The sequence below is a fragment of the Rheinheimera marina genome (genome assembly GCF_042654345.1).
Taxonomy (GTDB): domain Bacteria; phylum Pseudomonadota; class Gammaproteobacteria; order Enterobacterales; family Alteromonadaceae; genus Pararheinheimera; species Pararheinheimera marina.
The window spans coordinates 142,956-167,975 of record NZ_JBHSGB010000002.1 but is presented as its reverse complement, the minus strand read 5'-3'; the positions used below and the strand labels follow the sequence as shown (position 1 = coordinate 167,975).

Below are 25,020 nucleotides of genomic sequence, written 5' to 3'. Positions count from 1 at the left end.
TGGCAGCTTGAACAGCCTAAGCTTGACTGTGAATCACATGAACACGGAATGGCAACAGATCGGATGGAAGCCTTATCAAACCTTGAATCTTTTGTTCGCAGTGCTGAACAGCACAGCTTCTCCGCGGCGGCCCGGCTGCTTGCCCTGACGCCTGCGGCGGTGTCTCGAAATGTGGCGCAACTGGAAAAAAACCTGGGAGTACAACTGTTTCAGCGCAGCACCCGTAAGTTATTGCTGACCGAAGCAGGCGAACAATTTTTGCAGGCAGTGAGAGGAAACCTGACTGGTATCCAGACGGCGATAGCAGATATCAGTCAGAATGCTGGCCAACCAGCAGGTACGTTGCGGCTGAGCCTGAGCCCTGGTTTTGGGCTGGAGCACATACTGCCGTTGATGCCTGAGTTTCTGGCCCGTTATCCTGCGGTACGTCTGGATTGGCAATTATCGAACCGACAGGTGCATTTAGTTGAGGAGGGCTTCGACGCTGCTATTGGTGGTGGCATTGAGTTGGCACCTGGTGTCATAGCCCGAAGGCTTGCACCTGTGCATGTGATTTGGGTTGCTGCTCCGGAGTTATTGCACGAAAGAGGATATCCATCACATCCCTCAGAACTTAGTCAGTGGCCTGCAGTGCAAATGCGTTCCCCCCAGAGTGGTAAGCTTCATCAGTACGGGTTTAAGGGTCCTGCTGGTGAAACAGTAACGCCTATTCTCAATGCACGATTTATTGCCGATGATCCTGATGCATTAACTCGTGCCGCTTTGCTTAGAATGGGCGTTGCAGCGCTTGCCATGCCACATGCTGTTGCTCATCTCCAGTCTGGTCGCCTGGTACGGGTCTTACCAGATTGGTATGCCGATTTAGGCAGTATCAATCTTTATTTCAGCAGTCACCCAGCAGGGGCCGGCCTGATGCCTGCTAAAACGAGGGTGTTTGTTGATTATTTGGTGGCCGAATTTGGACGTCTGCAATTGGCGGCTCGATTCAGGCAGGAATTCCCTGTTCCGAGTTAATTAACTCCCATTGCACGTACGCTCTATCTGAATATTAATGGTTGATAACATGGCATGAGGACTCGCAATACGTTGGATCAGTTCATGAAATATGCCTTGGGTCGGGTTTTTGGCAAAATAGCTTGTAACATAATACAAGTATCTTTATGTTTTAATTTACTTTTTTGATATTTGCCGGAGAGCTGCTACAGTCCTGTCAACCACGTCAGGAGTTGTTTATATGACCTATGTTGTAAAACATGTCGAGCTTGCGAATGGTGAGCGACAGGTGTTGATTGATGAAATTGGCTACATTCCTCCGGTCCTACCCAATCTGTACTTCGCAGGGATTTACAATCAGGCATATCGAACAAAATGTCGACGTGCCCGCAACGTAGTGTTGCTGTTAAACTGGGCTTCAGATCACAAGATTGATTTGTTTGACCGGATCAAATCAGGTGAAGGTCTGACTTATGCAGAGCAGGCGTCGCTGGCTACTCGCCTACGTTACAAGTTGAACCCTAAAGAAGATGACTTGTACCTGAGTGCATCTACCTTTATGGATCGTTGCCGCGAGGTCAAATCGTTTCTGCACTACCTGATGAATCGTTTCAGAGACACCCGTCTTGACAAGGACTCATATGTGGCCAAAGTGGGCTTCCTTATCAACGATCTATTTGATTTCCTGTCAGGACAGAAGGTCAACACGCTAAAGGTCAAACGGGAGGGGTTTTCGCACGTGGAACGAATGGCGATGATGGAGTTGGTCCACCCGCTTAGCAATACAAACCCATTTCAATCACGTGTTCGTGAGCGTAATTGGCTTATTATCAATATATTGTATCAGACTGGTATCCGAACCGGAGAGTTGCTGTCGCTCCGCTGCAACGCAGTTCAGTCAGAATTCGATATTGCATTTGGGATGACGTACTTTTTGCTGGTGTCCCATAACGTGTTCTTGCATGAAGATCCACGCACATTGCCTCCAGATGCGAAAACGAATTCGAGGTTAATCCCCATTTCTGAGGGGCTGGCCATGCAGATTGATCACTATATCAAGACTGGTCGTAAGTATCGAAAAAGGGAGGCGCAAAAAGCTGCGCCATATCTGTTTCTGAACAGTAGTAAACACCCTGCTCCATTAAGCATCAGCGGATTAGGCAAAATGCTGAATCGGATCGAAAAGGTCGGGAATACGAAGAAGTTGGTGTTTTCCTCTATCGAAGCACATCGGTTCCGTTATTCGACGTTTGAGGATTTTGCTCGCGTTCTAGAGATGCCAATTGAAAGTGAGAAGTTCAAAAAGGTCATGAGGTATATGGGGGGATGGTCGAAAACAAGTAACCAGCATGAGCTTTATGCGGACAAAGAAATAAGATTTTTAGCACATCTCGCCTTGCAAAAGTTACATGAAGAGTTTAAGGTCTATTAGCAACCATTGGTTCCCTCACTGGTGGTTACTGCTGTGTTTCCCAAAGAACTAATACAGCGGTCATACAATTTCCAATAGTTGTTTGTGCGGTAAAAAACCGTGTTGTTTGAATGACACATGGCATTAATTGATAAAGGAGTTCAAAAAGACAAAGGTTTGGCATATGCGCCGTTGGCCTTTGATAAACCTGAACAATTACCTTCGGGGATTGATAGGGTTGTATACATTAATCAGATATTTCCAATAGGGTGCATCGCATCTCTTAGCAAAAGCTTGAACCTGAGGGTTCGAGAGGGTCGTGGAACCGGTATTTGGGCTGGTGAAGCGAATACGCTAATCAGTGACATCAGTTAAGTGATGGTCACGTTGGCATAACTATGACTACCTGGCCTTAATTGGGCGTACCACTGCGTATGTTCAGTGATTTGGCTCGTGACTTCTACTAAGCGTCACTGGTGGTCTATTGCTGAGAGAGTTGTAGACAATGCATCAAAAATCCTCTATCCGCGAAAAACGCGCTCGCGTCTTGGCTTTTGTTGAACGTAAGCCGTACACGCCTTTTACTATTCCTGTTGTTGACGCCCGGATCCGAGTGGTTGATACATCATCCAGTCGTTGGAACATTGGCGAAACCTCTCCCATCCTGTTGAATTTCTCCAGATTCAAAGGGGAAAGCTGCCTTATTGCGGCGGAATTCGTGGATAGCCTCAAATTCTTTTTCGCCCGAGAGCTTCCTCGAAAATCGCCGTTAACCTGCTATGGCATGTTCAATCTAATCTTCGATTTTCTATCCTCATATAATTGGGAGGAAGCTGACGGGGAATCACTGACGGAACTGCTCAGCGATAATCTGATTGATTATATCTACGCCAAGCGGATGCTGGCAGATGAGTCAAATCTAAGCGGGCTACGTTATTGGTATCATCGTAGCTATCTGATGGGCCTGCCAGGATTTGATCAGCAAACCGCGAAGGCTTTGACAGTCTTCAGATTCAAGGGCAATCTGAAAGGCCTTGATGTATTGTCATATATCCCCAACCGCAGCCCCTTGACGGCACAGGAGCTCAATGCCCTGAAACAGGCGTTAAACGAGGCGGCGTCTTACATTAAGCCAAAATCGCAAGTATTCGCCAATTTAGTCTGTATGTGGCTGGTCATCACGCTCGGAATTCGAAGCCGACAATTGGCCCTATTGATGCGCAGTGATTTTTTGGTGAATGTCGACTTGCAGACTGGCCAAAGGACCTATCAGTTGAGTGTGCCTTCCGTCAAAAAACGGTTTGAAACTCCGCGTTTGAGGTTTCAATTGCGAACTCTGCCCACTTTTTTGGGGAAGTTACTAGAGCAGCATCTGGCCTTGGCCGGGGGAGGCAGCCAGCTAACTTTGTTGGATGGGGATGCTGGTGACCAGGCAAACCAGGCTAGTCAGGCATCCGAAGTCCTTACATCCACCTCTGGCTGTGTCAGTCTGACATCGCAGCAAGTAATGGAAGCCAATAAGCGCGAAGAGTCTTACGCACGGAAGCTTGCCACGCAGCCTATTTTCCCAATAGAGAAGGTTGAGCGTAGACAAACTACTCAGTCTGTCCATAAATCGTACCTTCACACATCAAGCTCAGGTCGATTCAGTCTGATGCTGCATCAATTGATGGATACCATTGATAAGTACAGAGCGAAGACAGGTAAACCGCTACTTAATTTGGTCGTTACTCCTCGTCGGTTGCGTAAAACGTTTGCAACCCATGCTGCAGCGATGGGCACGCCGATTGTGGAGTTGGCTCAGCTACTGGACCATGAAGACCTTCAACATGTCATGGTGTATTACCAGTTAGGAATGTCGTTTGCGGAAAAGCTTGATCAAGTGTTCCAAGAGCAGTTCAAAGACATTCTGGCCTACTTTAAAGGCTCAATTAATTTGGCTGACCTGATTGATAAATCCGCTCCTAATACTGTGTTTGGCCCAGACAAATTACGTCGTTTGGTTGGGATCGGTATGTGCGCCAAGGGCACTCCATGCGATTTAACTCCGCCGAACGCTTGTTACGTGTGTCCCAAGTTTGAAGCCTGTAAAGACCCCAAACTTCATCGTGATGTGTTGGAGAGTATGAAGGAGGATGTAAAAGCCTGTTTTGGTGAAGACGCTCCTCCAGGGTTATTTAACGCCCCGCACATTCGTGCCTGTGAAGAATTGACCATCAAATTGGAGTCTTGCAATGGCTAAATTGAACGCTGCAGAGAAAATCGAAGTTTTGCCGGCTGAGCTGGTGCAATTATGGTCTCAGAGTGATTCCAGGCAGGAGCACTATGACAAGTTTGTGCTGTATTGCGAGCGTCAGTTGAAGCATGTGTTTCCAACTGTGGATTGGACCAGCAACGTTTGGGAAATTTCAGCGTTTGAACCTACGCGTTCCGCTCGGCAACTTTCCCATGCCAGCAATATCTTGTTTACACGGAGGAATGGATTAACGGTCAAAAAGAAAGTCGCAGCTTTGGACCAAATCCCTTTCAGACCGCCATTTTTAGAATTCGTGAAGGCGTTGGTTGTATTAGGGCATCTGGGGCGCCCTAAAACACATGGTGCACATATGGTGACGATGCGAGCGTTTCGCTATTTGTATGATGTGTTTGAGGATTCGATGCTTGAACACATCCATCAACTTTCTGGAGTACATTTTGATCAAGCCTTGATGAAGGCAATCAATCATGGAGAAAAGGAAGCGACCTTGTATCGAACTGGCGAGCATCTTAGTTACATTGCAAGTCAGTTGAATCTATTGACATTGTGCAGTTCGTTTGAATGGCACAATCCGGTTCCTCGAACATATAAATCTGGTGGCTCGTTACAACAACCGCTGTCTGGCAAAAGTACGGTTGAACAGGCGGAACAACTCCCAAAAACTATGTATTTGGTGCACTTGGCCGCATTGTGGCGCCACTATGATGAGCTCGAACCCGCGGACAAAATGACGGTTTGCATGGGCGTCATGCTGTTGTGCACTGGGCTACGGTTGGATGAGTTTTGTGGGTTGCATTTAGGCTGCATACCCAGCCGGGAGGAGTTCGATGCGTTGCCACCTGAGCTGACTTTTGATGGTCGTATGGGAAAAATGTTGCGCATGAGTGTGCTGGCTAGGAAGCGTTTTGTGTGGGATACCAAAATAATCCCTGCAAGTTTGACTGACACTGTGTTTCTTGTGGTTGAGCGGATGAAACTGTTGAGTGAGGAAGCACGTTATTACAGCCAAATGTTGCTGGAACAGCAACGTTGGCCGGCTCTGAATGGATTTAATGATGATGAGATCGTATTGGTGAAAGATCTTGCCGAGCATTTTGGTTTCGATAAATCATCGAATCTCATCACACAGTTGGAGCGATATGGCATATCACGTCATGAAAGTTCTGTGCCTAAGCGTACATCTTTCCTTATTGGGGATATTCACACGGGGATTGCTCAGGCCTATCGCGACGCAATCGGTGATGTCGCAGAGGGATTCGGACCGAGAGAGCACAAGATCCCGATTTGGGAGGTGCTTAGCCTGCAGTTTAAATTTGAGCACAGCCGCGGATCCTTAAAAATGTGTCCACTCCCTCTTACTGGTACTCAGGCACAAGATGCGTTTCGAGGTCGGGACTACGTGAGTCGGCTCTCTAAGGATGGCTCACGGATTCAGTCCTTGTTCGAGCGCTACCATTTTGAGGGACTGGATGTTGATCATGCTGGGGTGCGGACACATCAGTTCAGGCACTTGCTCAATACGATCATGCAGCAGTCTGTGATGTTTTCGCAGGAAGATATCGCCAAATATTTCCTGCGTGCAGGTGTTCGAGATAACGAGTTTTATGACCATTCATCACCCAAAGACTTGGTTATGGACGCTGCAAAAAAACTGCATGCTTACCAACAAAAGTTTGCACCGCAATTACAAGCCAATCTGGAAGAAATGGATGAGGCTCAGGTGTCTCAACTTATTCGGCGTTTTCCATTGTTGGACCCGCAGGAACTGATGGCCGAGCTTGATTCGAGGGGTTCCAGTCATTTCATGAACATAGGGAGGTGTCGACATGACTACACGCAAGAACCCTGTGGGAAGCACTATGCCTGTCTGAATAAGTGCAAGCACTACCGCCGTCAGAAAGGCAATCCGTCAGAAATCAAGCACCTGATGGAAATGAAGGACAGAGCGCAGCAACAAATTGAGGTTGCGCAGTTTGATGTTGATGACGGGTTTGCGAATTCCCATGTTTGGCTGGCGCATCATCAACGGTTCCTCGATGGGTGTAATGCTGCGCTCTCCATAGAAGAGGATTCGCGGTACGAAGTCGGGCAAATTGTCGCCATTTTCCCTAATGGCCGCGATTCCTGCGAAGCGCATTAATCAGATGCTGTCGCCGGGCTTGCCCGGCGTTTTGGAGGTTTTTGTGCCCAAAGTGAAAGTGACCAAAGTCGTGATCGAAAAACTGGTAAATCTTTGCAATAAATATAGCCGCGGTGAGCTCGGAGATAAATTTGGGTGGCAGGATTTGAATGATGTATGTGGTCTGCCTTACCAGACATTATGTAAGAACAAGGACATTTATCAAGCGTATCAGCACGCCAAGAAATCGTTAAAGGAGCGTCGACAGAGTAACGTTACTCAAATCTCTGCGGTCCGTGCGTCTTCTTGTGAACTGGAGATAATGAATGCGGAATTGGTCAGTAAAAATGTGGAGCTCGAGAAGAAATTAAAAGAATATGAACTGCGGTTTTCGACTTGGATGTTCAACCTGACATCGCTCGGAATTTCTCTAGAGTCTTTAGAGCAAGACATCCCTGCCAGTGTGAAATATGAGTTTAGGAAGAAAAATAATGTCAGGCCTATAAAATGAGTCGATTAAAATTGACGTTTGTCTATTTCAGTCTACTTTTAAATTGAGGCTTATTGCTAAGGAGCCTCAACACCCAACAAATATCCGCGCCATGGATGGTACATGCTCTGAGGGGAGCCATCCAATGACTGAAATTACATCAATGCCCCTGTTCGTCAGCGAACAGGAGCGCAAACGGTTCGCACTGCGTATTCAAAATGTCGTCGAGAGTCTGTTATCAGCATTGAATATTGACCCACGAGGCCGGCAACTCATCATTGCCTGTGGCACCGGCGATGAGCGGAATAACCGTGAGGCGTTAGTTGTTTGGCTCGGAAAGTCTATGTGCTGTGAGAATCGACTGGAAGCTTTCACCATTGACCACATCGTGCGGGAGCTCCGCCGGCATCTGGAGCGCTGTATCGGTTCCTGGACTGATTAGTCGACTAGATGATCTGGTACGTATTCAATGAGCTCGTCAACGGAAACATTGAAAAAAACGCATAGCCTATTTATCACGTCAGTTGTGATGTTGCAGCGCGGTCTATTTAACATTTTTGACAGCGTGGCGCGATGTACACCTGTACGTTCGGCAAGTTCGGCTATCTGTAACGGCGCCCCCGTCTTGGACTCGTAATTGCCAATACATCGGCGTAAATGGTATCGGATCATAGATTCTCCTCTGCCTACTCATCATACACGGCTAGATGATGGAGGCAAGGTACGACGATTGATCCTGGATAATGACGGAGATTATCATGGACAGCGTGGTTGCGTTCGGCCCACAACATTTTTGGTTGGGTCATTTGCTCTCGAAGGTGGATATCCAGGATATCGAATTCGCAGTACAAGCGGAAAAAATGCACAATCGATTTTTGTTCCCATATACCCGGCAGGGCGAGTATGGATTTACTCCGCTGCAAACGGTTGAGCAGCAGGCTTTTTGTCAGGCTTTGGCTCATAGGGGGTGTATACCTGCAGCGCTCCTGTTTGGGTATTCATTGTCTTACAATTACCCAGCCAGTAGTCGAGTGTTGTGTACGATCAGTAGCTTGGAATATCTGTTGGCTGGTCTGACAGCACTGTTGTGTCACCACCGAGACGTGGGCTTTAATGATGAGTTCACCTTTTTGTACGGTAACACTCTGTTATACAAAATTTGCCTGTACGTATTAGAACAATTGGGTTCAGCGTCTGAGCAGGAGCAACGCAACCCAGTCATAGAGTTCTGTGAATGGATGGTCGGTACCTTGGACAGCCAATTGCATCTGGATTCGTAGAGTCTTGTAATGTTGACCTATACCGCAATTCCTGCACAGGAACAGAAAGGGGGGCATGGCCTAGTCCTCATAGACCCGGGGCGTTTGGCAATGGTCTATGAGTGGCCAGCCAATCGGTTATTACATGTAACAAAGACAGCTATATATGGAGACCTTGCGCAAGGGTGGTCGTTTTGTATTGAGGAATTTGGAGTGCGCACGGTATTACTGTATTCGAACCGCAATGGTGGTGATGTTGACGCTGGACTGCGCATCGACTTGATTGAGCATCTTGGTCACGGACTTATCATTATGCCTAGTCAAAAATTGATATTTAAGTGCAGTGGTTTTTTTTGCAATGGTGTTACCTATATTGAATGAAATATTGATTTGAAAGTACTATAACTTGGCGCTCACACCTCCATATATCAGTGAGCTTGGCAATTTCTTCACAGATTAACCAGACTTCTACCGTTTCGCTTTAACTCAAATTCATTATACGTAAAGTGTTTAGGGCTATTAATTGAGTATTGAACACCAATACAGAATTTGATTTCGTACGATCAGAGGGCAGCTTGACTGGGTGTTTTTTTATAGCCTCTAGATATGTGAATTGTAGTGCTCAATTTTGTTTAGCTACTCAAGCATACGCAATACGCTTTGGTCTAGAGCTGCTCGAAAGGCTTCGAACCGCTCAAGATTAAGGCCTTCAGCTTTCGCTTCAAAATTGTAAATTCGCTTCATCGCAGGAGCTAGCGTAGGGTTGTTTTCGATCAATGTTTCCTTTGCTGCTATTTTGTGCAGTAAGGATCGGCACAAGTTTCGTCCCTGGTGTGTCAGCCCATTGAAAATAACTACAGTACTTACATTGGTTTCTAACCTCACGTACCGAATATGATCAGCGTATCGATGGAACCTCGGATGGAAAGCTTCGGTAAACTCCTTAGGGCCTGGATATCGATGTTTCTTTGCTGATATTGTCCCCCATATTTCGTCTGATTTGATGCTGTTACAGTCACTACAAGCTACCGCGAGATTCCAAAACTCAATTGAGAATTGTGGATAGTGCCGTCTCGGCAAGATATGCTCTATGGGTTTGGCGTGCGCAGTATTTGCCAACCACCGGCGACAATAGCAACAGCGACCTCCTTGAGTCTCCAACAGCCTGCGTCTGAAGGCTGATTTCACCGATGCACCTAAAATTGTTCCTTTATCTGTGACGTCAACCATCGCATCTAGTTTGGGCCATACGTCGACGTATGGGACAGAGTTAGCTTCTGACCTTAGATCTCTAAGCAGGATTTGCGTGCGTGCGACATGTTTTTTGGTCTTGTGTGATGAATTTAGGTACTTTCTTACCTCGCGACGCATCTCCTCTCGTGACGGATATTCACCTTCGAACCAACTCATCTTGGATTCTCTTTACTGGTTGTAGTGATCTCAGTGATGGCGGCTCTAGTGTAAGCAACTAACTCGAGATCCTCCTGGGCGTATTTCAACTGTGCCGAATTCCCCTGCCGAATAATTTGTTCCATCGACTCCAATTCATCGTACAACGGCTTTAGCATAGACACATCGCTCTCTTGTTGAGGTAATTTGTCGTTAAGGTGCTGAATAGTTTGTGACACAATCGCAGCACACCGTTCGTGTACCTGCCGGTTGTTTGCTGTGTAAGTACGGAATCCGTCGAACAATGCCCCTTCAACTGAGCGGCGTTGCTTAAAACCGAGTTCTTTTAAGGCATGCCTATGGGCAACGAAACACTTGTCGTTACTATTGGTAGCACTGGTGATGAGTACGGGGGAGTGAGTTGCTACTACCATAGAGCAACCTATTCGAGACCCTACAATTTCCAGCATTCTTGGGATGGCTCGTTGCCAGCTTACGTGTAGACTCAATTCAGGCTCATCTACTAGAACTATGCTATTTTTAGACGTGTAGGCCGTGAGCTTGAGCGCTAGAGTCAGCAACTGCTGTTCTCCTGAGCTCAATTCTTTAAACGTCGTGATCGAGCCGCTTGATTCTAGTCGCATGAGACCCAATTCAAAAGTCTTAAGACTTTCTTGCTGAAACATGCGAGCATTCTCTTCAACACTATCAGTCAACTGCTGCAGTTCAGCATAGTGTTCGCGATCATCTACTGCACCGTTTAGACGCTGCGGTACCAAGTATCTACGTTCGCCGAAACCTAGGTGTGCAACGATCGCATTGAATACCTCAAGCTTTTCAGTATTCAGGTGAATCTCTCTCATCAATCTATTCAATTCAGCTGATGTATGACCGAGGTTAATTCCTTGCTCAGTTGTGCGGGCACCAACATAGTTGAAAGCCTGCTCGTCGTCCTTGGAGCGCTTGAATGAAAATCGATCAGTTAATCCGAATGACATGCCTACGACACGGCGACCTTCATTTACTAGCTGCTCTGCTATCTCACGGAGAAGCATGCTCTTACCTTCGCCATTGTTGCCAATTACGTATATGCGCGTGCTATGATTCTGTGCTTGCCGTAGCAATTCTAATACTGGAGTGCTATTCAGTAATCGCATGAAAGTCTTGTGCTTCTTACTACTATTGGAATCGGTGATATAAAGAGCAGCTATAAGCTTGTATTCGTTATCAGCAAGCTCTCCAAATTGGACATGTCGGCAAACTCCCTCCACGTCTTTGTACCCATCCTTAAAGTAAGCTTCGATCAAAGTCTCGACGTCTTCACTGACGTATTGATGCAGTAAGGGATATCTGTTGTCTGACACGCCGAGTGACACGATGGCGGCAACTAGCTCCATCTGGGAACCTGCCCCGTGAAGTTTTCTGCCGGCGATACCTTTGGCATTGACCATTAGCACGTGATTTCTGAATTGCTCTCTTCTACGTCCTATAAGCCAAGCTGAGATTGGCCTGCGCGATTGATCGCGTCTATCTTGGGGGAGATCTATAACTGCGAGTAATCGACCGCTTTGTACAAGCTCTTCTCGCAGATGGTATCTCCACCCCTTGGCCGAACGATCTGCACCAGGAACAACTATCAGACCATCATCGAAGTTGCTTCGGATCTCTTGCAAGTACATCAGAGCCTCGAGTGATGAGTGGTGATCTTCCCATTTGAATGAAAATAGTCTTTGTCCCCTGGGTTTTCGGTGTGGATGATCTAACAGTAGAAAATGATGATCGACGAAGGAGCGGATATCATCTCCATGTGATTGTCGATCTACCGCATCAATGCCATGGAGTGCGAGTCGAAGTCGGATTATAAAATTCAGATGGTCCATTACTGCGATGTTGGCGAAAGTCTCAAGATTGAGCACGGAACGCCGTAAGACGGCGAACTCGCCAGTTGTAACGAAGTACTCCGAAATTCGAGCTGCATTTGCCGAAAGGAAGGCAGCCAAGGCGGCAACTGTGTCACCATTGCGGTATCCGATTGCCAACTGGCGACCAACTACACGATGGAAAACCTCATCGAAGAGGTTCAAAATTTGCTCTGATTTGGTGCCCCAAGGTAGCTCAAAACTTTCAACCAACCTGAGAATTTCATTAAATGCTTCGATGGATGCAACGTCACGTAAAACGCCTGTTTTACTAGTTAAATTGAAGAATTCTGTAAGTGCATCGAAAGCTTTAAACCATGCTTTTTTCCATCTATCGTTGTCCACGCTCTTGTTTAAGGCAGCATCGATTGTGTATTCAAATGCATCTGACACTGGAAAGGTCACTGTGACAGGCCAAGACCCAGATGACAGATCCACGCATTTAAGGCCTAGCACCATTAGGGCGAATTGCTCAAACTCAATTTCCCTCAGCCCGGAGATTCTATGAATTGGACGAAGGCGTTCCCAAAATTTAGCTGCTTGCACTGCTTTTTCGTCAATCATTTCCTATCCGTTGGAAGATAGCTATCTTCATGCTTAATATGTCTTAAGAGATATCATCCGAGGTGTGCGGTATTAAACATTAATGCCTAGCGATGAGCCAAACATAAATAAGATAACAGAACCAGTAGCACGAAGTGTGACAAGCGTATTTTCCTAGGAACATTGCAAACTGATGCGGCTATTTGCTTGAGTATTGATGACAGTAAGCTTCATTATGACGATTCTGAAAACAGAACAATCCTTTGATACGGTTTTCCAATGTAAAAAGGTGTGATTGTCCAAAATATCATAAATTAGTGGACACTTCAAAATTCCCCTCCTACGCTGTCTGTTAAATCGCCAATCATGTAGTTAGTAGACACTTTGTCTACTATTCGATTTAGGAGACACTCAGATGCGTCTTTTTGGTTATGCCCGCGTTTCAACCTGTCAGCAGTCTCTCGATATTCAACTGAAGGCTTTGGCCGAACAAGGTGTTGAGCCGCACAGGATCTTCAGCGACAAAGAATCTGGCAGTCACCTCAATCGTGAGGGGTTGCAAACGCTGTTGATGAAGGTGGAGAAAGGAGACCAGGTGCTCGTCAAAAAACTCGATCGGTTGGGCCGTGACACCGCAGACATGGTCAACCTCATCAAGGAATTCGACAACATGGGGGTGGCCGTTCGTTTTATTGATGACGGGATCAGCACAGACGGCGAAATGGGCAAAATGGTAGTCACGATTTTGTCAGCTGTTGCCCAGGCCGAGCGTCATCGTATTTTAGAGCGGACAAATGAAGGACGGCAAGAAGCAAAAGCCCGTGGGGTTAAGTTTGGTCGGAAGCCAAAAATAGATAAAACCAGAGTTATTGATATGAGGGCTGCAGGCAAATCTGCGACAGAAATCTCACGTGAGCTTTCTATTGGCCGCTCGACTGTTTACAAGATTTGCGAGTGACTATACAGGTTCCATGTGTAAGATTTCATACCCACATCTATGTATTACTGGCGCAATATTATCAATCTTTTCGCAATTATGAGTTGTATCGATTTTCTATACGCACTCATCTCGCAATCACTGGACAAATGTCGGTAAATAGTTGATTTTAAGTAATGATTTACAGTCTGTATGAACTAATTGGGCGCCCTAAATGCGCTTGGGTGACAAACACTTGTTATGACAACAGGAAGGTGGTGTTGTCGATGATATAACTGTGCTGAGTAGGGAATAACTGATGATAGAGAAAGCCACGGATAAATTTTCAGCTGGCGAGCAAGGATTGGGATACATTTATCAAGCACGTCTCGCTCTGTTACAACTGCTTCAATTCCAAGAAGATACTTCATTGTATCTGGAAAAAGACGATGACCTCGACTTTATCGATGTCCAAGGCGGCAAGTCCTTGGCATCGCTAAAACACAAGGCTATCGGAGAGCGGCTGACTGACCTTTCGACGGATTTCTGGAAATCAGTTAACATCTGGTTAGCCCGCTACAAAAGGGATGGGCGTGCAACATCAAATTTGCGGTTCTTTTTGTTTACGACCGGCTTGGTCGCGAGCGACTCATTCCTTACACGTTTTCTCCCCCATCAGTCGGTCACTACAGATGATTTGAAAACTCTCACTGAGCTTGCTGACGCTGCACTTGCCAGCTCCACATCGAAAATTATAGCGCCGATTGCTGTAGCTTTCGATGAACTGAGCGATTCCGAAAAACAGGATTTTCTTGAGCGAATCCTAATTCTTGACAGTAGCCCGCGTATCAGTGATATCCCAATGCTGATACAAGACAAATGCATGAGAAGCATCCGTCGCGAGCATCGTCAGTTTGTTTTCGAGCGACTGGAGGGGTGGTGGACCGACATCGTGATACAACAATTGACTGGCACCAAACAGGAAGGGATCTTCGGTTACGAAGTTTCCGATAAGCTCTCAAGTTTCGCTGAGGAATACAAGGCAGACAACTTACCAATTACTTTCCGTGGAAAGGCTCCCTCAAACGAGATTGACACTGATGCTGACCCACGTCTGTTTGTGGCGCAATTGCGCGAAATCGGCATTTCCTCAAGTCGGATTAGGAATGCGATTTTGGATTATTATCGGGCCTTTGAGCAGCGTTCAGCCTGGGCGCGTGAGAACCTGCTTGTGTTGGGAGAGGTTGAGAAATATGAAGATCGCCTCACCGATGAGTGGGGCCGCTACAAGGATTTTGCTTTTGAGAAGCTAAAAGACGATAGTCCAGAAGAAGCTCTGCGTGAAGCCGGTTCAACTCTCTATGCTTGGGCTGAATTCGATACTGGACAGATCGAATCCCTGCGCATACGAGCTCGGGTGACTGAGCCATACATCCTTCGAGGTAGCTTCCACATCTTGGCGGATGCAACTCCTGAACCCAGAATCTATTGGCACCCGAGATTCCTTGATCGCCTCGGTAAGGTGCTGGGGGTATCTTCATGAAAAGATGGGACCTACGTCCGTTCGAAATGCGTAATCTTTTCAATCCAGCATTCTGCGGTTTGGTTTTGTTTCGGGCTCTCAGCGGTTTTGAAGAGGAAGATGATAGAGGCATGCCTTTTTCGCTAACTCTGCTTGTTCTTCCTTTGTGTTTGTACAGGGATTCACGTGAGGTGATCGCCGAGAATTCGCGCAGTTACCTCATCAAAGTTGTAGAAAAGAACCAACAAATCATGGTCGGCTTTGCTGAGCGGGTCACACAGATGATGCCTTATGCTTTCGAGGCTTTTGGTTTGTTAATGGAAAGGGGATGCATCTTCGTGACCGAGGATGGGCGTATCAAAACTGTGCATAAGAAAGTGCGCAAGGCCATTGACGGCACTGTAGAGATAGTCGCTTGCCAAAAAGTAGCGCGCGTCGTCGGAAAAGAATTTGCCCGTATCGCCGATCGTGCGACTGTTTACACAACTTTTGGGATTCGACCATGAAAATTAACTCTATCCATGTTTACAGCCATAACGGTCAGCGTCGCGACCTAAAGTTCAACGTAGACGGACTCAATATCATTACTGGTCGTTCCTCCACTGGCAAATCAGCATTGTCGGAAATCATAGAGTATTGCATGGGGCGCTCTACGTTTAACGTCCCTGAAGGTATTATTCGAGACAAGGTTGCCTGGTTCACTGTGATTTATCAGTTCGATAAAGAACAGGTGTTAGTTGCAAAGCCCACCCCATCTGGTGGTGGTGCTAGTTGCAGCACAGCAATGATACGCAGGGGCGTTCGGTTGCAGATTCCCTCGTTCGACGAGTTGGTAGTAAACACAGACGACGAGGGTGTTGTCGAGCTATTATCGCGGCTACTCGGTATTCCAGAGAATCGTACGCAGGTCGCACTTGAACACAGCCGCGTTAGTTTCGATGCGAACATTAAGCATACGTTTTACTACTTGTTTCAGAAGCAGGGGCTCGTCGCAAACAAAGATCAACTTTTTTATCGGCAAAACGAGCAGTACCTACCACAGACAATCCGGGATACGCTGCCGATCTTACTTGGTGTTTCTTCCCATAACCGTTATGAATTGGAATCTAAGTTACGTATTGCTCAAAGGGACCTGAAGCTTATCCACAAGAAGCTAGAGCATGCGCGTGGTGCCGTCGACTCGATGCATGAGCAGGCTATTGGTCTCTATTCGGAAGCAAAGGCGGTAGGGATTCTTGGGAACATTTTCGAGAGTTTGAGTGCTGACAAGGTTGTCGAGGCGTTGACATCGGTTTTGACTTGGAAACCCGATACGCCAGCAGACGACGATAGCAACCGCATTTCGCTTCTGGAGGAAGAATTGGTCCAGTTGCGACAAGATCGTCGGGACACTCAGGCTAAGATTGATGCCGCACGACAATTCGCCAAGCGAGCTGGTGGATATGAAACCGAAGCAGCCGAACAGATACATCGACTCGCCTCAATTAAAGCGCTACCAAAGAACTCAGATAGTGGCGAGTGGCAATGGCCATTTAGCGAACCTAACCTGGCGTTAGAGTCTCCAGTCGCTGTTGTTCTGATTAACGAGCTGAAATCGCTCGAAAAGGAATTGCGCGTTGCCACTGGCCAGCGCCCAAAACTTGAAGCCTACTTGACCGAGTTAACAGGGAAAGTTGAGGATATAGTAAGTAAGATCAAACACAAGGAAGCAGAACTGTCTGCGGCAATATCGGCCAACGAAGTAATATCCCAAATGCGTACCCGCAATAATGCAGCTGCGCGTGTTGTAGGCCGCATCAGTCTATTTTTAGAAACTCTCCTTCCCAATGAGGACATTGCTAAACTTGAAGCCGAGAACCGCCGTCTAACCAATAAAGTCAGACAGCTTGAGGATGAAATTGGCGATGACGACAGCAATGAGCGCCTCACCTCGATCCTAAATAATATCTCTGCACAAGTTTCCAGATATATCCAACAGTTCAATGCCGAATTCGCACCTTTCCCTGCAAGGTTAAGCCTCCCCCAGTTAACGATCATCTTCGATCGTCCCGAACGCCCGGTGCCGATGAGTCGAACTGGCGGCGGCGAAAACCATTTGGCCTACCATTTGTCGGCATTACTTGCGTTACACCTATTCGCAGCACAGAACAATCGACCGCTACCGCGTTTTATGCTGATCGATCAACCAACTCAAGTCTATTTTCCGTCCGAGCAGGTTTACAGAGATGCCGATGGCTCGGTGCAGAACACTGAAAGGGACGCTGATCTGGATGCTGTACGTCGGTTATTCGAGTTGTTGCTGAAATTCACTCAAGAGGAAGTGCCAGGTTTCCAACTGATCGTAACTGAGCATGCCAACTTGCGGGATCAATGGTTCCAGGACGCGCTGGTCGAAGAGCCTTGGACAAAGCCACCTGCGCTGGTGCCTACAGATTGGGAAGACTTATGAGACATGCCGTATGTATGACGGCATAACAACTGGTTGCATCCGAATATGTATTAATCACGATAGCGAATAATGTACTTTTGACTAGGAGGTTCGTAGACATCTGACATTTTGAAACGGAGTCTACGGATCATGCAATCTATTCCATTTTCACGGGGCGAGAGTCAGTATTGCTATACTGCTTTTTCCGTTCTTTATCATAACGCTCTTATTCTCGACTCCATGACTTTCTTTTAGTAATTTTCTGAACTTACGAATCGATGTAACTTTGTGAATCCCTTCACGGCCTTGAAACCTTCGAATTTCTGCAATAGATGCAGCCCTGTAGGCGTTCTCAAATAAATTTTGCTGCGCTAATATCGCACGTTTTTGAGGGCAAATTAATGTAATTAACTCGTCAATTTTTGATATTTTTTCATGTAGATACGTGATTGCTTGTTGTTCATTAGTAATTCCGTATTTTTTCCATATCGGTTCATTATGTGAAACTCGATTCCTGAATTCTCTAACAGTTTTAACAAGATCTTTCACATAATGCAGAAAGTTTGACGTTGATGTCATTGGCCAAGTGCCTCTGAACACAGACCCTAAGTTTGATGGCCAAATCAATGGGGTTACTACTCCATTTGGCTTAGTCACCTGACCAAAAAATTCCCCGTCGAAAATGTGTTCCCAAGTAGACAAGTCAGTATTCGCAACAATTTGGCTGTGTGAAGGTTTTGCATGTGAGTTGTAGCGTGAACGCATATCACGTTTGGCTTGATGGAATGCTTTTTGAAAGTTATCTTTGACAACCTTAACTGAATGCGGTGTAGGTTGAGTTGGATTGTATGAACTGAATTGAAGTTTTGCCCCCGTCCACCACGCATTCCCCATTTTTTTTGTTAGCGCTGAATCAATTGAATTTCTTAATGAAATTTCAGCAGCAGCCAACAAAGGATAAATTGTTGAACAAATGTGTTTGTTCCACAGGTAAACACCGAGCAGATCACGATCATCGTTCACTTGAAATGTGTTTAAATAGCTCTGCAATCTTCCGTGTGTAATCAAATCTGTTTTGATGTGTGCAGGGTAAACTACAATCCTACTCATCCTTGGACATCCTTTGCTTTAAGAGTTGACGAATCTGTCAAAACCCATCATACTTTCCAACAGGTTGGTTGTCTGCTCCAATTTCAGTAAACTGATAAGACTTTCAACAAAGACCTAGAGTTTTCACCCCGGACATAGAGCCGGGGTTTTCCATTTATTAGACCCTATTCATTTACCTACTGGCATTTCACAATTTAAATTGGTCATTGCGATCAAACGTGCGTGTGCCATTCAATTTCGCCGATCTTGGCGCTGATTTTATTTGCACTTTAACGTGAGTATCTAGGTGTTGTGAGGTTACACAACAACAGAGTTGCCGGGATTTCCAATGCTTGGTTCTGAGCCGGTATCAAGGCATACTCGATACAGTCTGCTGATACAACGGAATGCACTGGTAAACATCCCGTTTTTAGTGGCAGCCTAAATTAGAGTTTTCCGTCTCTGCTCTTCGTTGTATTCCCGCATCCAGTGTTCTGTGCGCTCCCGAACTTCATTCAAGCTTTCAAACTCAACAATTGCTGAGGTTTCTGTTTGTTTATGCTGCTTGTGTTGTCGTACCGATGGAGAGCCGGTTGTTTAGGCATGGTTTTCGGTATTCAGTTTTGTTCCTTTTGGTGGTTCAGTTAGGGCAATTTGACTCCATCCATGGTCGAACGTAAATGTCCGAGCATGGGCTGTTGGGTTCTGAATCCGCAGCACCCTGGCTTTTTCCGGAGTTGTTGCATGCTCTACGATGTATAGCCAAAAGGCGTCACCTTTTTTGCTTGCGAAGTCGAATTGTGTGTGGGATACACCGACTGGACGGTTTAACAGACTACCTGTCATCGACTTGACCTCGACCCACCGTACTTGTTGTCCGCTATCATTTGTTTCGAATAGATCAAAGCCTGGGTTGCCCTTCTGTGTACGTTGTAGCGTCGGTTCCTGTTGAATGATCAACGAGATGGCTTGTTCCTCGATTTGCATTCGAGCTGCGTGGTCGAGGCCATCGGGGTCGCTATCTTCATCGTCAGGATGGGTACCGATATAAGAGATAAATGGCTTGCCACCGACCGAGCCTGATTTCCGCTCTCCCTGACCTCCTCCACCTGTTCCGTTACCTTTTCCACCGCCACTTGAAGGACCGCTATAGCCTGACCAACCAGACCGAGTTCCGCCTTGGCTACCGGGGCCACGGTTACCTGGCTCGTTATTGTCTGTATTAGGGGCTGGAGCTTCCTGATTCATGTCTGGCGTGTCATCACTTCCTTGCTCTATGTCGGATGCCATATTGGCCTCTGCTTCAGGAGTCTCGGTCTTTGTTTGCTGTTCAATGATACCGAGCCTAGCAGTCAAGTCAGCTACATTTGTGATACCGAGCTTACGCAGCAGATCGAGCGCGGCAGGATCAATCCCGGCTTCTTTCGCTAGCTGATCTATGAGTGGGGGCTTGAACATGATTTGGGTTAACAGGAAAGGATTGGGTTTCCAATTAAGGGTGTCGAATACCACAAGACTAGGCGGTACGAGTTCGTTGTTAGTATTGAGCACCCAAGCTGCGGTTGTGATGTTACGTATGAAAGCCGCAGGAAATGGTGGCGTCTTGCGTTCACCGTGGTGGGTCCATGTGTACGAACCATAAAAGATACTTTGCCCGCGACGCTCCGCCAAGTCGCCGAGACTCTCCCAGATCAAGCGTCCGCGCTCAGCTCGTTGTTCTAAGGGCAATTTTGGCAAGAGTTCGATGAGAGCATCAAACCCTTGAAGCGACCAGTCGATCACTCGATCGTTTATTCCTGAAGTGTCTTCGTAACCGGTTTTTCGGCGCAAATACAGCATCTGCTCAGAAGTTAAACTCATTGGATCTTTGATCGGACGTGGATAACGTAATGCGCCACATGACTCTAAAAGATCACGTACGTTCTCGCCTCGCAGGCAGCCGTAATTATCATCAACGATGAAGACACCTTTCACACCGGCAAATAGCTGTTTCAAACGATCCGTTGCGATGTATATCTGCTCAGGCTGCGCTCTGATTCGCTCACCGTCAGCTGTATGGATCGACATCACAAAAGATGTGTCTCGCAAAGCTGTGCGGAGTTTCTCTTTTTGGTTCGCTGAGTCGGTTCTAAAAGCTGTACAGATTCGTTCGATATCGTTAGCGTAAACATCATCTTCCAAATTTAATATTTCCTGCCGATATTTCGGCAGGATGTTTCGAATGATGTCATCCACTGGATCTGGTTCAGTGATTTTCAATGAGGTGAGGAAAGCGCGAGCCTCTGATGTTGTGCAAACTGAACGACGGACAGTAGGGAACCCGGTTGAGATGCTGCTGGGGAGAAAAGCCTTCGCCTCTCCATTCGCGCGCGCGACGACATGCGTACCATCATCGAGGCGAATAAGCGGAACAGTCTCCAGATAGCGACGCAGAGCATTTTCCTGGCCATTCAAAAACTCGTATAGCCGGAGTATCCAAGCATCTGATTGGGCTTCTAGGAACGTTTTTGTCAGGCTCGGTACCAACTTGATTGGCGTTATCTCTTCAATCTCAAGCTGGCGCATCAGGTACTGGCGAATGTCGGGGGCTTTGTCTTGTGTAATATCTCCCGACAGCCAAACAGCGACCTCCGAACCAAAGAGGGTTGCAACCTGCTCTGGGCTCAACAGCTCGCGCAATTCTTGTGTGCGCGCCAGCTTGGCTTGTTTAGCATTGACATGCCTGTTATCGAAGGTTGGAAGCAGATCCTCGTCTTGAAACGCTTTCCGGACTGCATCAAACATCGGTGCGAATCGTGAATCCTGTGGAAATTTCTCGCCGTCAAACGGCAGGCAGCGCAATGCTTCGACATCCAGCATTGAGTTGCCTCGCATCCACCGCATAGCCTCGACTAGCAAGCGGGACGTCTCTGTGACCAAATGTTGATTCCATGGATCGCCCGGCGGAATGTTGTCGCGACTCGGCGTTGTACGGTACGGTCCTTGGACAAGAAAGCCAAGGTGGCTCTCAACTACTGTTGGAAAAAAAACCACCATTGGTGACTTGGCAATCGGTTGTACCGTCCAACGATCTGGATTATCTTTCGATGTAACCAGACAAAAAGCGATCTCCACCCTTCCAACTTTCTGTCCCATTCCAGAAAACACGTCTCGGTGGAATACCAGCCAGTTCTGATCAATCTCAGGTTGGTTATCTTCTTTACCAATCACAGTAATACGTTGGACATTTCGCCCGAGAGATTCTGGTATATTGCGCATGTAGAACCCTGATGCGCCACCCTCGACACTCCAGTTGATCTCGTCAATCTGGCGCAGAAATAGCAGCGCTCCGGGGCCCAAGTTGTGCAATCCTACCTTGATGTCTTGCTCTGCACTTTCGTCTTCTGGCTTAAGCGGAAGGATTATTTGGGTCTCGTCCGCAGCGCGTATTGAGCGAACCAGTCTCTTAGGGAAAACATAATTTTCGATAGCAAAGTCTTCGTCGCCGGAGTGAATCTCTGGGAGATCGGTGACGGTGTAGACGGATTTGAACCCCAGTCCGAAGCGACCAATAGATGATTCGTTCTTGGTGCTCTCTGCGATATCACAAACGCTTTTAACGTCGGCCTCGCTAAAAGGCTTGCCGAAGTGTGAAAGAATTAGGCGTGTAGAGCTGAGGGTAAATGTAACCCTGCGCGAGCCTTGCCAGTCGGCCCGCCTACCCAGAGCGTCTTCAGCGTTTTGCAGAAGCTCGAAGATGAAATGTGTTCGGTCGTCGTATAGTCCCGCGGCCAATTTTCCAGATTTCTGAGCACCTTTGGTTCCATAACTCTCTCTGTTTTCCTCGCAAATTGCTTCATAGTTCGATGTCATGCCACTTCCTTTTGGGTTAATCATCCGATGTGGATGCCACGTTTGCCCACATCTGTTTAAGGTAATCGTAAATCCTGATATCACTTCATATTGGATATTTGTTGCTAACAATCACACTTTTTTGAAGTGACTTGTCTCTGACCCAAACTTGTCTGACAACATATTAGTTCTCTGTTGGTAGTATTAGGCTGCAACAAAATAAAAGAAATCGCAAAGTTGCCTGAGCTCAACCGGTGATGACTGTGTCTTTTCATGCTCTTTGGCTTGTTGAGTGCACCGCCTGAAAGAAATTTCGCCATGTCCCATAAAATGATTTGGCCTTGTCAGCGTTACTGATGAGGTACTCTTCATTCAAGCCCGTTTTTGATTTGATGGCGATTCTGCCGTATTCGGCAATGGGGATCTGATAATTGTCTTTGAACCGCCTATCCGGCGAGCCGTCTTTATTCACCTTGGCCCAGGTGTGCCCAACGGTTTTCGCATCATAAGGGATGATCTCTTCTTCGATAAAATTGGATAAATCAAAGGTAACTGTTAGGTCTTTGTATTCCAACAACGCGAAGCTGTCCGCTGTAACGAAATACAGTACGAACGCTGGATATAAGTAGAGATCTCCACCATTGGCATTTTCCAGGTGGGGGACCGTCCAATCAGATTCAATAATCTCACATTGCCCAAGCTCAAAATTTACAGGGTTGCGATCGATAACACGGGTGGCCATCGTCCGTTCCACGACCCTGTTTGTTGCTCGCTGGCCGATGGTGTCCCATATCCGATCACTATGAGCCAACATAGAAAATTCATCTATCAGCTGGTTGTATGAGTGGGCAACATGCTCAGGTATATCGATTTGAGTTTGTAATCTTGCCAGCTGTTCTTGTTCCTCCAGCTCGACCCGCTTGTCGGTGGACTCTTCGGCGATAACTCTGAGTTGTTCAAATTTGTTTGGAAACAGTTTTCGTCTCAGCCATCCATTGTGCCAACTGGTATACCGACCAACGGTGATTGATTCCTCTGATTTGGCTTTGCCAAGTTCTGAGACAATTATCCGGTGTTCACTTGATGCGGATTCGAGAAGCCGTTTGAATTCGGTGAGACCGGGTGTCGTTAATGACCGGGAGCCTGCGCTTTTAATGTCGTCCAGCTCATTTGCATCTATGCCAGGCAGTACATGGTTACCAACGTCGTCTTGCTGATGACTCTGACTGCTCTGATGATTTGAATTTGGGCTGATCGTGTGTCTGTAAGACAGTCCCGTGCCTGGAATCCTTGCCGTCACAGAAGTCCCGCGGGGGCCAATTGTTGTCCTGAATGGTCCGGCTCCTACAGAGGTTGATACGCCGCTTGGAGATAGGGTGATACGGACTCCTGGGAGGGGACTGAAAGATTTTCTGAATCGCCAGCTCATGGATAAAAAGGTCTCCAGGTTAAAAAAAACAAATCAGTTTATCGTTGGTTCATTTACGCTATATCGGTACAGCGATGAATTCAATCAGAAATGACGAAATGGATGCTCTGAAGGCGATATTACTGGGATTTGAAATAAAACAAATAATTAACAATTGAAATTGTGATTTAAAATCAGATAGATATTAGTGATTCGTTGTGTTGCTACAATGATTCAAGGCGAAAAATGGCAAAATGTAACGTAAAATCAGTTTTAACACCGATACGTTATACTTTTTCCATAAATTGCGTTGTTTTCGCCTTAAACTCCATTCATTCAATGGTTTGTGCGTTATTTTCTGGTGAAAGGTAAGTGCTTCCATTTTGATTGTTTTCGCTAAAAACCCTGCAACTGCAGGGTTTTTTCTCATCTTAAAACTACTGAAGTGAGAGGTTAAGGTGTGCGCTGACTACAGTCTTAGTGCATCGATCACCATCGAAAATGCCGGAGATGGCTGTTTTCTGCTGGGGTAGTACAGGTAGAAGCCGTCGAACGGCTGGCACCAGTCGGTCAGGGTTCGTTGCAGCAGGCCCTGAGCAAGGTAAGGGGCAAACTCATCTTCTGGCAGAAAGGCAATGCCGAGCCCTTGCAGCGCGGCCTGCACTATGTGTGGAGTGCTGTTAAAGACCAGCTGGCCTGTCACATGCACATTCTGTGGTACGCCGTTTTTCTCAAACTCCCAGACATACAAACCACCGTGGGTTGGAAAGCGGATATTGATGCAGTTGTGTTGCATCAGGTCTTTTGGGGTGGCCGGTTCGCCATGTTTATGGAAGTAGTCTGGGGTAGCGACGGCGGCCATTCTCAGTCCGGCGCTGATCGGGATCGCCACCATGTCTTTGTCTATGGTGCCGCCCAAACGAATGCCAGCATCAAACCGCTCGGCCACAATGTCACGAAAGCCATAATACACATCAAATTCAATCTGAATGTCCGGGTATTGCTGCAGCAGCGGCGTGAGCTTGGGCAGCAGCGTCTGCTGCAAAATGAAATCGGCGCAGGTGATCCGCACTGTGCCCGCCGGTTTGTCGCGCAGTGCCGACAGCATTTCCAGTTCGTGGTCAATTTCATCAAAGCGGCTGCCGAGGCTGTTCATCAGGCGTTCGCCTGCGTCTGTTGGCCGCACACTGCGGGTGGTCCGGTTCAGCAGCCGGATCCCCAGCTGTGCTTCCAGCGCACTGATCACCTGGCTGAGTGCTGAAGGGGTAATGCCAAGTTGTGCTGCCGCTTTGGTGAAGCTGCCTTCGCGGGCGACAGTGACAAAATACTGCAATTCATTCAGATTACGCCGCGCCATAGATCCTCGTTATTTTTAAGTAAGACTTAAAAGCGCTATTAGAATTCGTTAGCTAGTCTGATTAGTCAAGTCCTGAAACAATATCACCC

General features: G+C 47.0%; 19 protein-coding genes. 13 read left to right on the top strand and 6 right to left on the bottom strand.

The genetic code is table 11. The features are described from left to right. Nucleotides 1-48: 48 nt before the first annotated feature. From ACFO3I_RS02770 to ACFO3I_RS02740, 7 genes are all read left to right on the top strand, one after another. Nucleotides 49-1,014 carry a LysR family transcriptional regulator gene (locus ACFO3I_RS02770; RefSeq protein ID WP_377331556.1) on the top strand — a complete coding sequence of 322 codons (966 nt, stop codon included), beginning with the start codon at nt 49-51 and terminating at the stop codon, nt 1,012-1,014. Nucleotides 1,015-1,234: 220 nt separating this feature from the next. Further along, nucleotides 1,235-2,425, top strand: a complete 1,191-nt coding sequence (locus ACFO3I_RS02765; protein ID WP_377331554.1) for a hypothetical protein — start codon at nt 1,235-1,237, stop codon at nt 2,423-2,425. Nucleotides 2,426-2,542: 117 nt separating this feature from the next. Continuing rightward, entirely contained in the window at nt 2,543-2,779 is a 237-nt protein-coding gene (locus ACFO3I_RS02760; RefSeq protein WP_377331552.1) for a hypothetical protein, read from the top strand. A 130-nt stretch (nt 2,780-2,909) separates the two neighbouring features. Next, the gene (locus tag ACFO3I_RS02755) at nt 2,910-4,646 is read left to right on the top strand and encodes a site-specific integrase (RefSeq protein WP_377331550.1); all 1,737 of its coding nucleotides are present in this window, start codon (nt 2,910-2,912) and stop codon (nt 4,644-4,646) included. Then, nucleotides 4,639-6,801, top strand: a complete 2,163-nt coding sequence (locus tag ACFO3I_RS02750) for a hypothetical protein (RefSeq protein ID WP_377331548.1) — start codon at nt 4,639-4,641, stop codon at nt 6,799-6,801. Before ACFO3I_RS02755 ends, ACFO3I_RS02750 begins: the two co-directional genes overlap by 8 nt. Then, a complete protein-coding gene (locus ACFO3I_RS02745) occupies nt 6,773-7,291 on the top strand; it encodes a hypothetical protein (protein WP_377331547.1) in 519 nt (172 codons plus the stop codon). The genes ACFO3I_RS02750 and ACFO3I_RS02745 overlap by 29 nt, the downstream gene beginning before the upstream one ends. A 124-nt stretch (nt 7,292-7,415) precedes the next feature. Then, nucleotides 7,416-7,712, top strand: coding sequence for a hypothetical protein (locus tag ACFO3I_RS02740; RefSeq protein ID WP_377331546.1), 297 nt, complete (start codon nt 7,416-7,418; stop codon nt 7,710-7,712). On the opposite strand, the gene ACFO3I_RS02735 is transcribed toward ACFO3I_RS02740, so the two are convergent. Then, complete coding sequence (locus tag ACFO3I_RS02735) at nt 7,709-7,942, bottom strand: helix-turn-helix domain-containing protein (RefSeq protein WP_377331544.1); 234 nt, start codon at nt 7,940-7,942, stop codon at nt 7,709-7,711. The two genes, ACFO3I_RS02740 and ACFO3I_RS02735, sit on opposite strands and share 4 nt — an antisense overlap. 86 nt (nt 7,943-8,028) lie before the next feature. Here ACFO3I_RS02735 and ACFO3I_RS02730 point away from each other — a divergent pair, with 86 nt between their 5' ends. Both ACFO3I_RS02730 and ACFO3I_RS02725 read left to right on the top strand, forming a co-directional pair. Further along, nucleotides 8,029-8,550, top strand: coding sequence for a hypothetical protein (locus ACFO3I_RS02730; RefSeq protein WP_377331543.1), 522 nt, complete (start codon nt 8,029-8,031; stop codon nt 8,548-8,550). A 9-nt stretch (nt 8,551-8,559) separates the two neighbouring features. Continuing rightward, entirely contained in the window at nt 8,560-8,910 is a 351-nt protein-coding gene (locus tag ACFO3I_RS02725) for a hypothetical protein (protein WP_377331542.1), read from the top strand. Between the two features lie 1,025 nt (nt 8,911-9,935). Here ACFO3I_RS02725 and ACFO3I_RS02720 read toward each other — a convergent pair. Then, complete coding sequence (locus tag ACFO3I_RS02720; protein WP_377331541.1) at nt 9,936-12,401, bottom strand: AAA family ATPase; 2,466 nt, start codon at nt 12,399-12,401, stop codon at nt 9,936-9,938. Nucleotides 12,402-12,795: 394 nt separating this feature from the next. Here ACFO3I_RS02720 and ACFO3I_RS02715 point away from each other — a divergent pair, with 394 nt between their 5' ends. The 4 genes from ACFO3I_RS02715 to ACFO3I_RS02700 all read left to right on the top strand — a co-directional run bounded on the left by ACFO3I_RS02715 (nt 12,796) and on the right by ACFO3I_RS02700 (nt 17,267). After that, nucleotides 12,796-13,338 carry a recombinase family protein gene (locus ACFO3I_RS02715; RefSeq protein WP_377331538.1) on the top strand — a complete coding sequence of 181 codons (543 nt, stop codon included), beginning with the start codon at nt 12,796-12,798 and terminating at the stop codon, nt 13,336-13,338. Between the two features lie 277 nt (nt 13,339-13,615). Continuing rightward, nucleotides 13,616-14,839: an ABC-three component system protein gene (locus ACFO3I_RS02710; RefSeq protein ID WP_377331537.1), complete on the top strand. Its 1,224-nt coding sequence runs from the start codon at nt 13,616-13,618 to the stop codon at nt 14,837-14,839. Next, nucleotides 14,836-15,324, top strand: coding sequence for a three component ABC system middle component (locus ACFO3I_RS02705; protein ID WP_377331536.1), 489 nt, complete (start codon nt 14,836-14,838; stop codon nt 15,322-15,324). Before ACFO3I_RS02710 ends, ACFO3I_RS02705 begins: the two co-directional genes overlap by 4 nt. Continuing rightward, nucleotides 15,321-17,267 (top strand): DUF3732 domain-containing protein, encoded by a 1,947-nt coding sequence (locus ACFO3I_RS02700; protein ID WP_377331535.1) that lies wholly within the window; start codon nt 15,321-15,323, stop codon nt 17,265-17,267. The genes ACFO3I_RS02705 and ACFO3I_RS02700 overlap by 4 nt, the downstream gene beginning before the upstream one ends. Before the next feature lie 147 nt (nt 17,268-17,414). On the opposite strand, the gene ACFO3I_RS02695 is transcribed toward ACFO3I_RS02700, so the two are convergent. The 4 genes from ACFO3I_RS02695 to ACFO3I_RS02680 all read right to left on the bottom strand — a co-directional run bounded on the left by ACFO3I_RS02695 (nt 17,415) and on the right by ACFO3I_RS02680 (nt 24,931). Next, nucleotides 17,415-18,356: an Abi family protein gene (locus ACFO3I_RS02695; RefSeq protein ID WP_377331534.1), complete on the bottom strand. Its 942-nt coding sequence runs from the start codon at nt 18,354-18,356 to the stop codon at nt 17,415-17,417. A gap of 576 nt (nt 18,357-18,932) precedes the next feature. Beyond that, on the bottom strand, nt 18,933-22,187 hold the full coding sequence (locus ACFO3I_RS02690) for a sacsin N-terminal ATP-binding-like domain-containing protein (RefSeq protein WP_377331532.1): 3,255 nt from the start codon (nt 22,185-22,187) through the stop codon (nt 18,933-18,935). A gap of 250 nt (nt 22,188-22,437) precedes the next feature. After that, nucleotides 22,438-23,595, bottom strand: a complete 1,158-nt coding sequence (locus ACFO3I_RS02685; RefSeq protein WP_377331530.1) for a DUF4236 domain-containing protein — start codon at nt 23,593-23,595, stop codon at nt 22,438-22,440. Between the two features lie 448 nt (nt 23,596-24,043). Further along, on the bottom strand, nt 24,044-24,931 hold the full coding sequence (locus ACFO3I_RS02680; RefSeq protein ID WP_377331529.1) for a LysR family transcriptional regulator: 888 nt from the start codon (nt 24,929-24,931) through the stop codon (nt 24,044-24,046). Between the last annotated feature and the right edge of the window lie 89 nt (nt 24,932-25,020).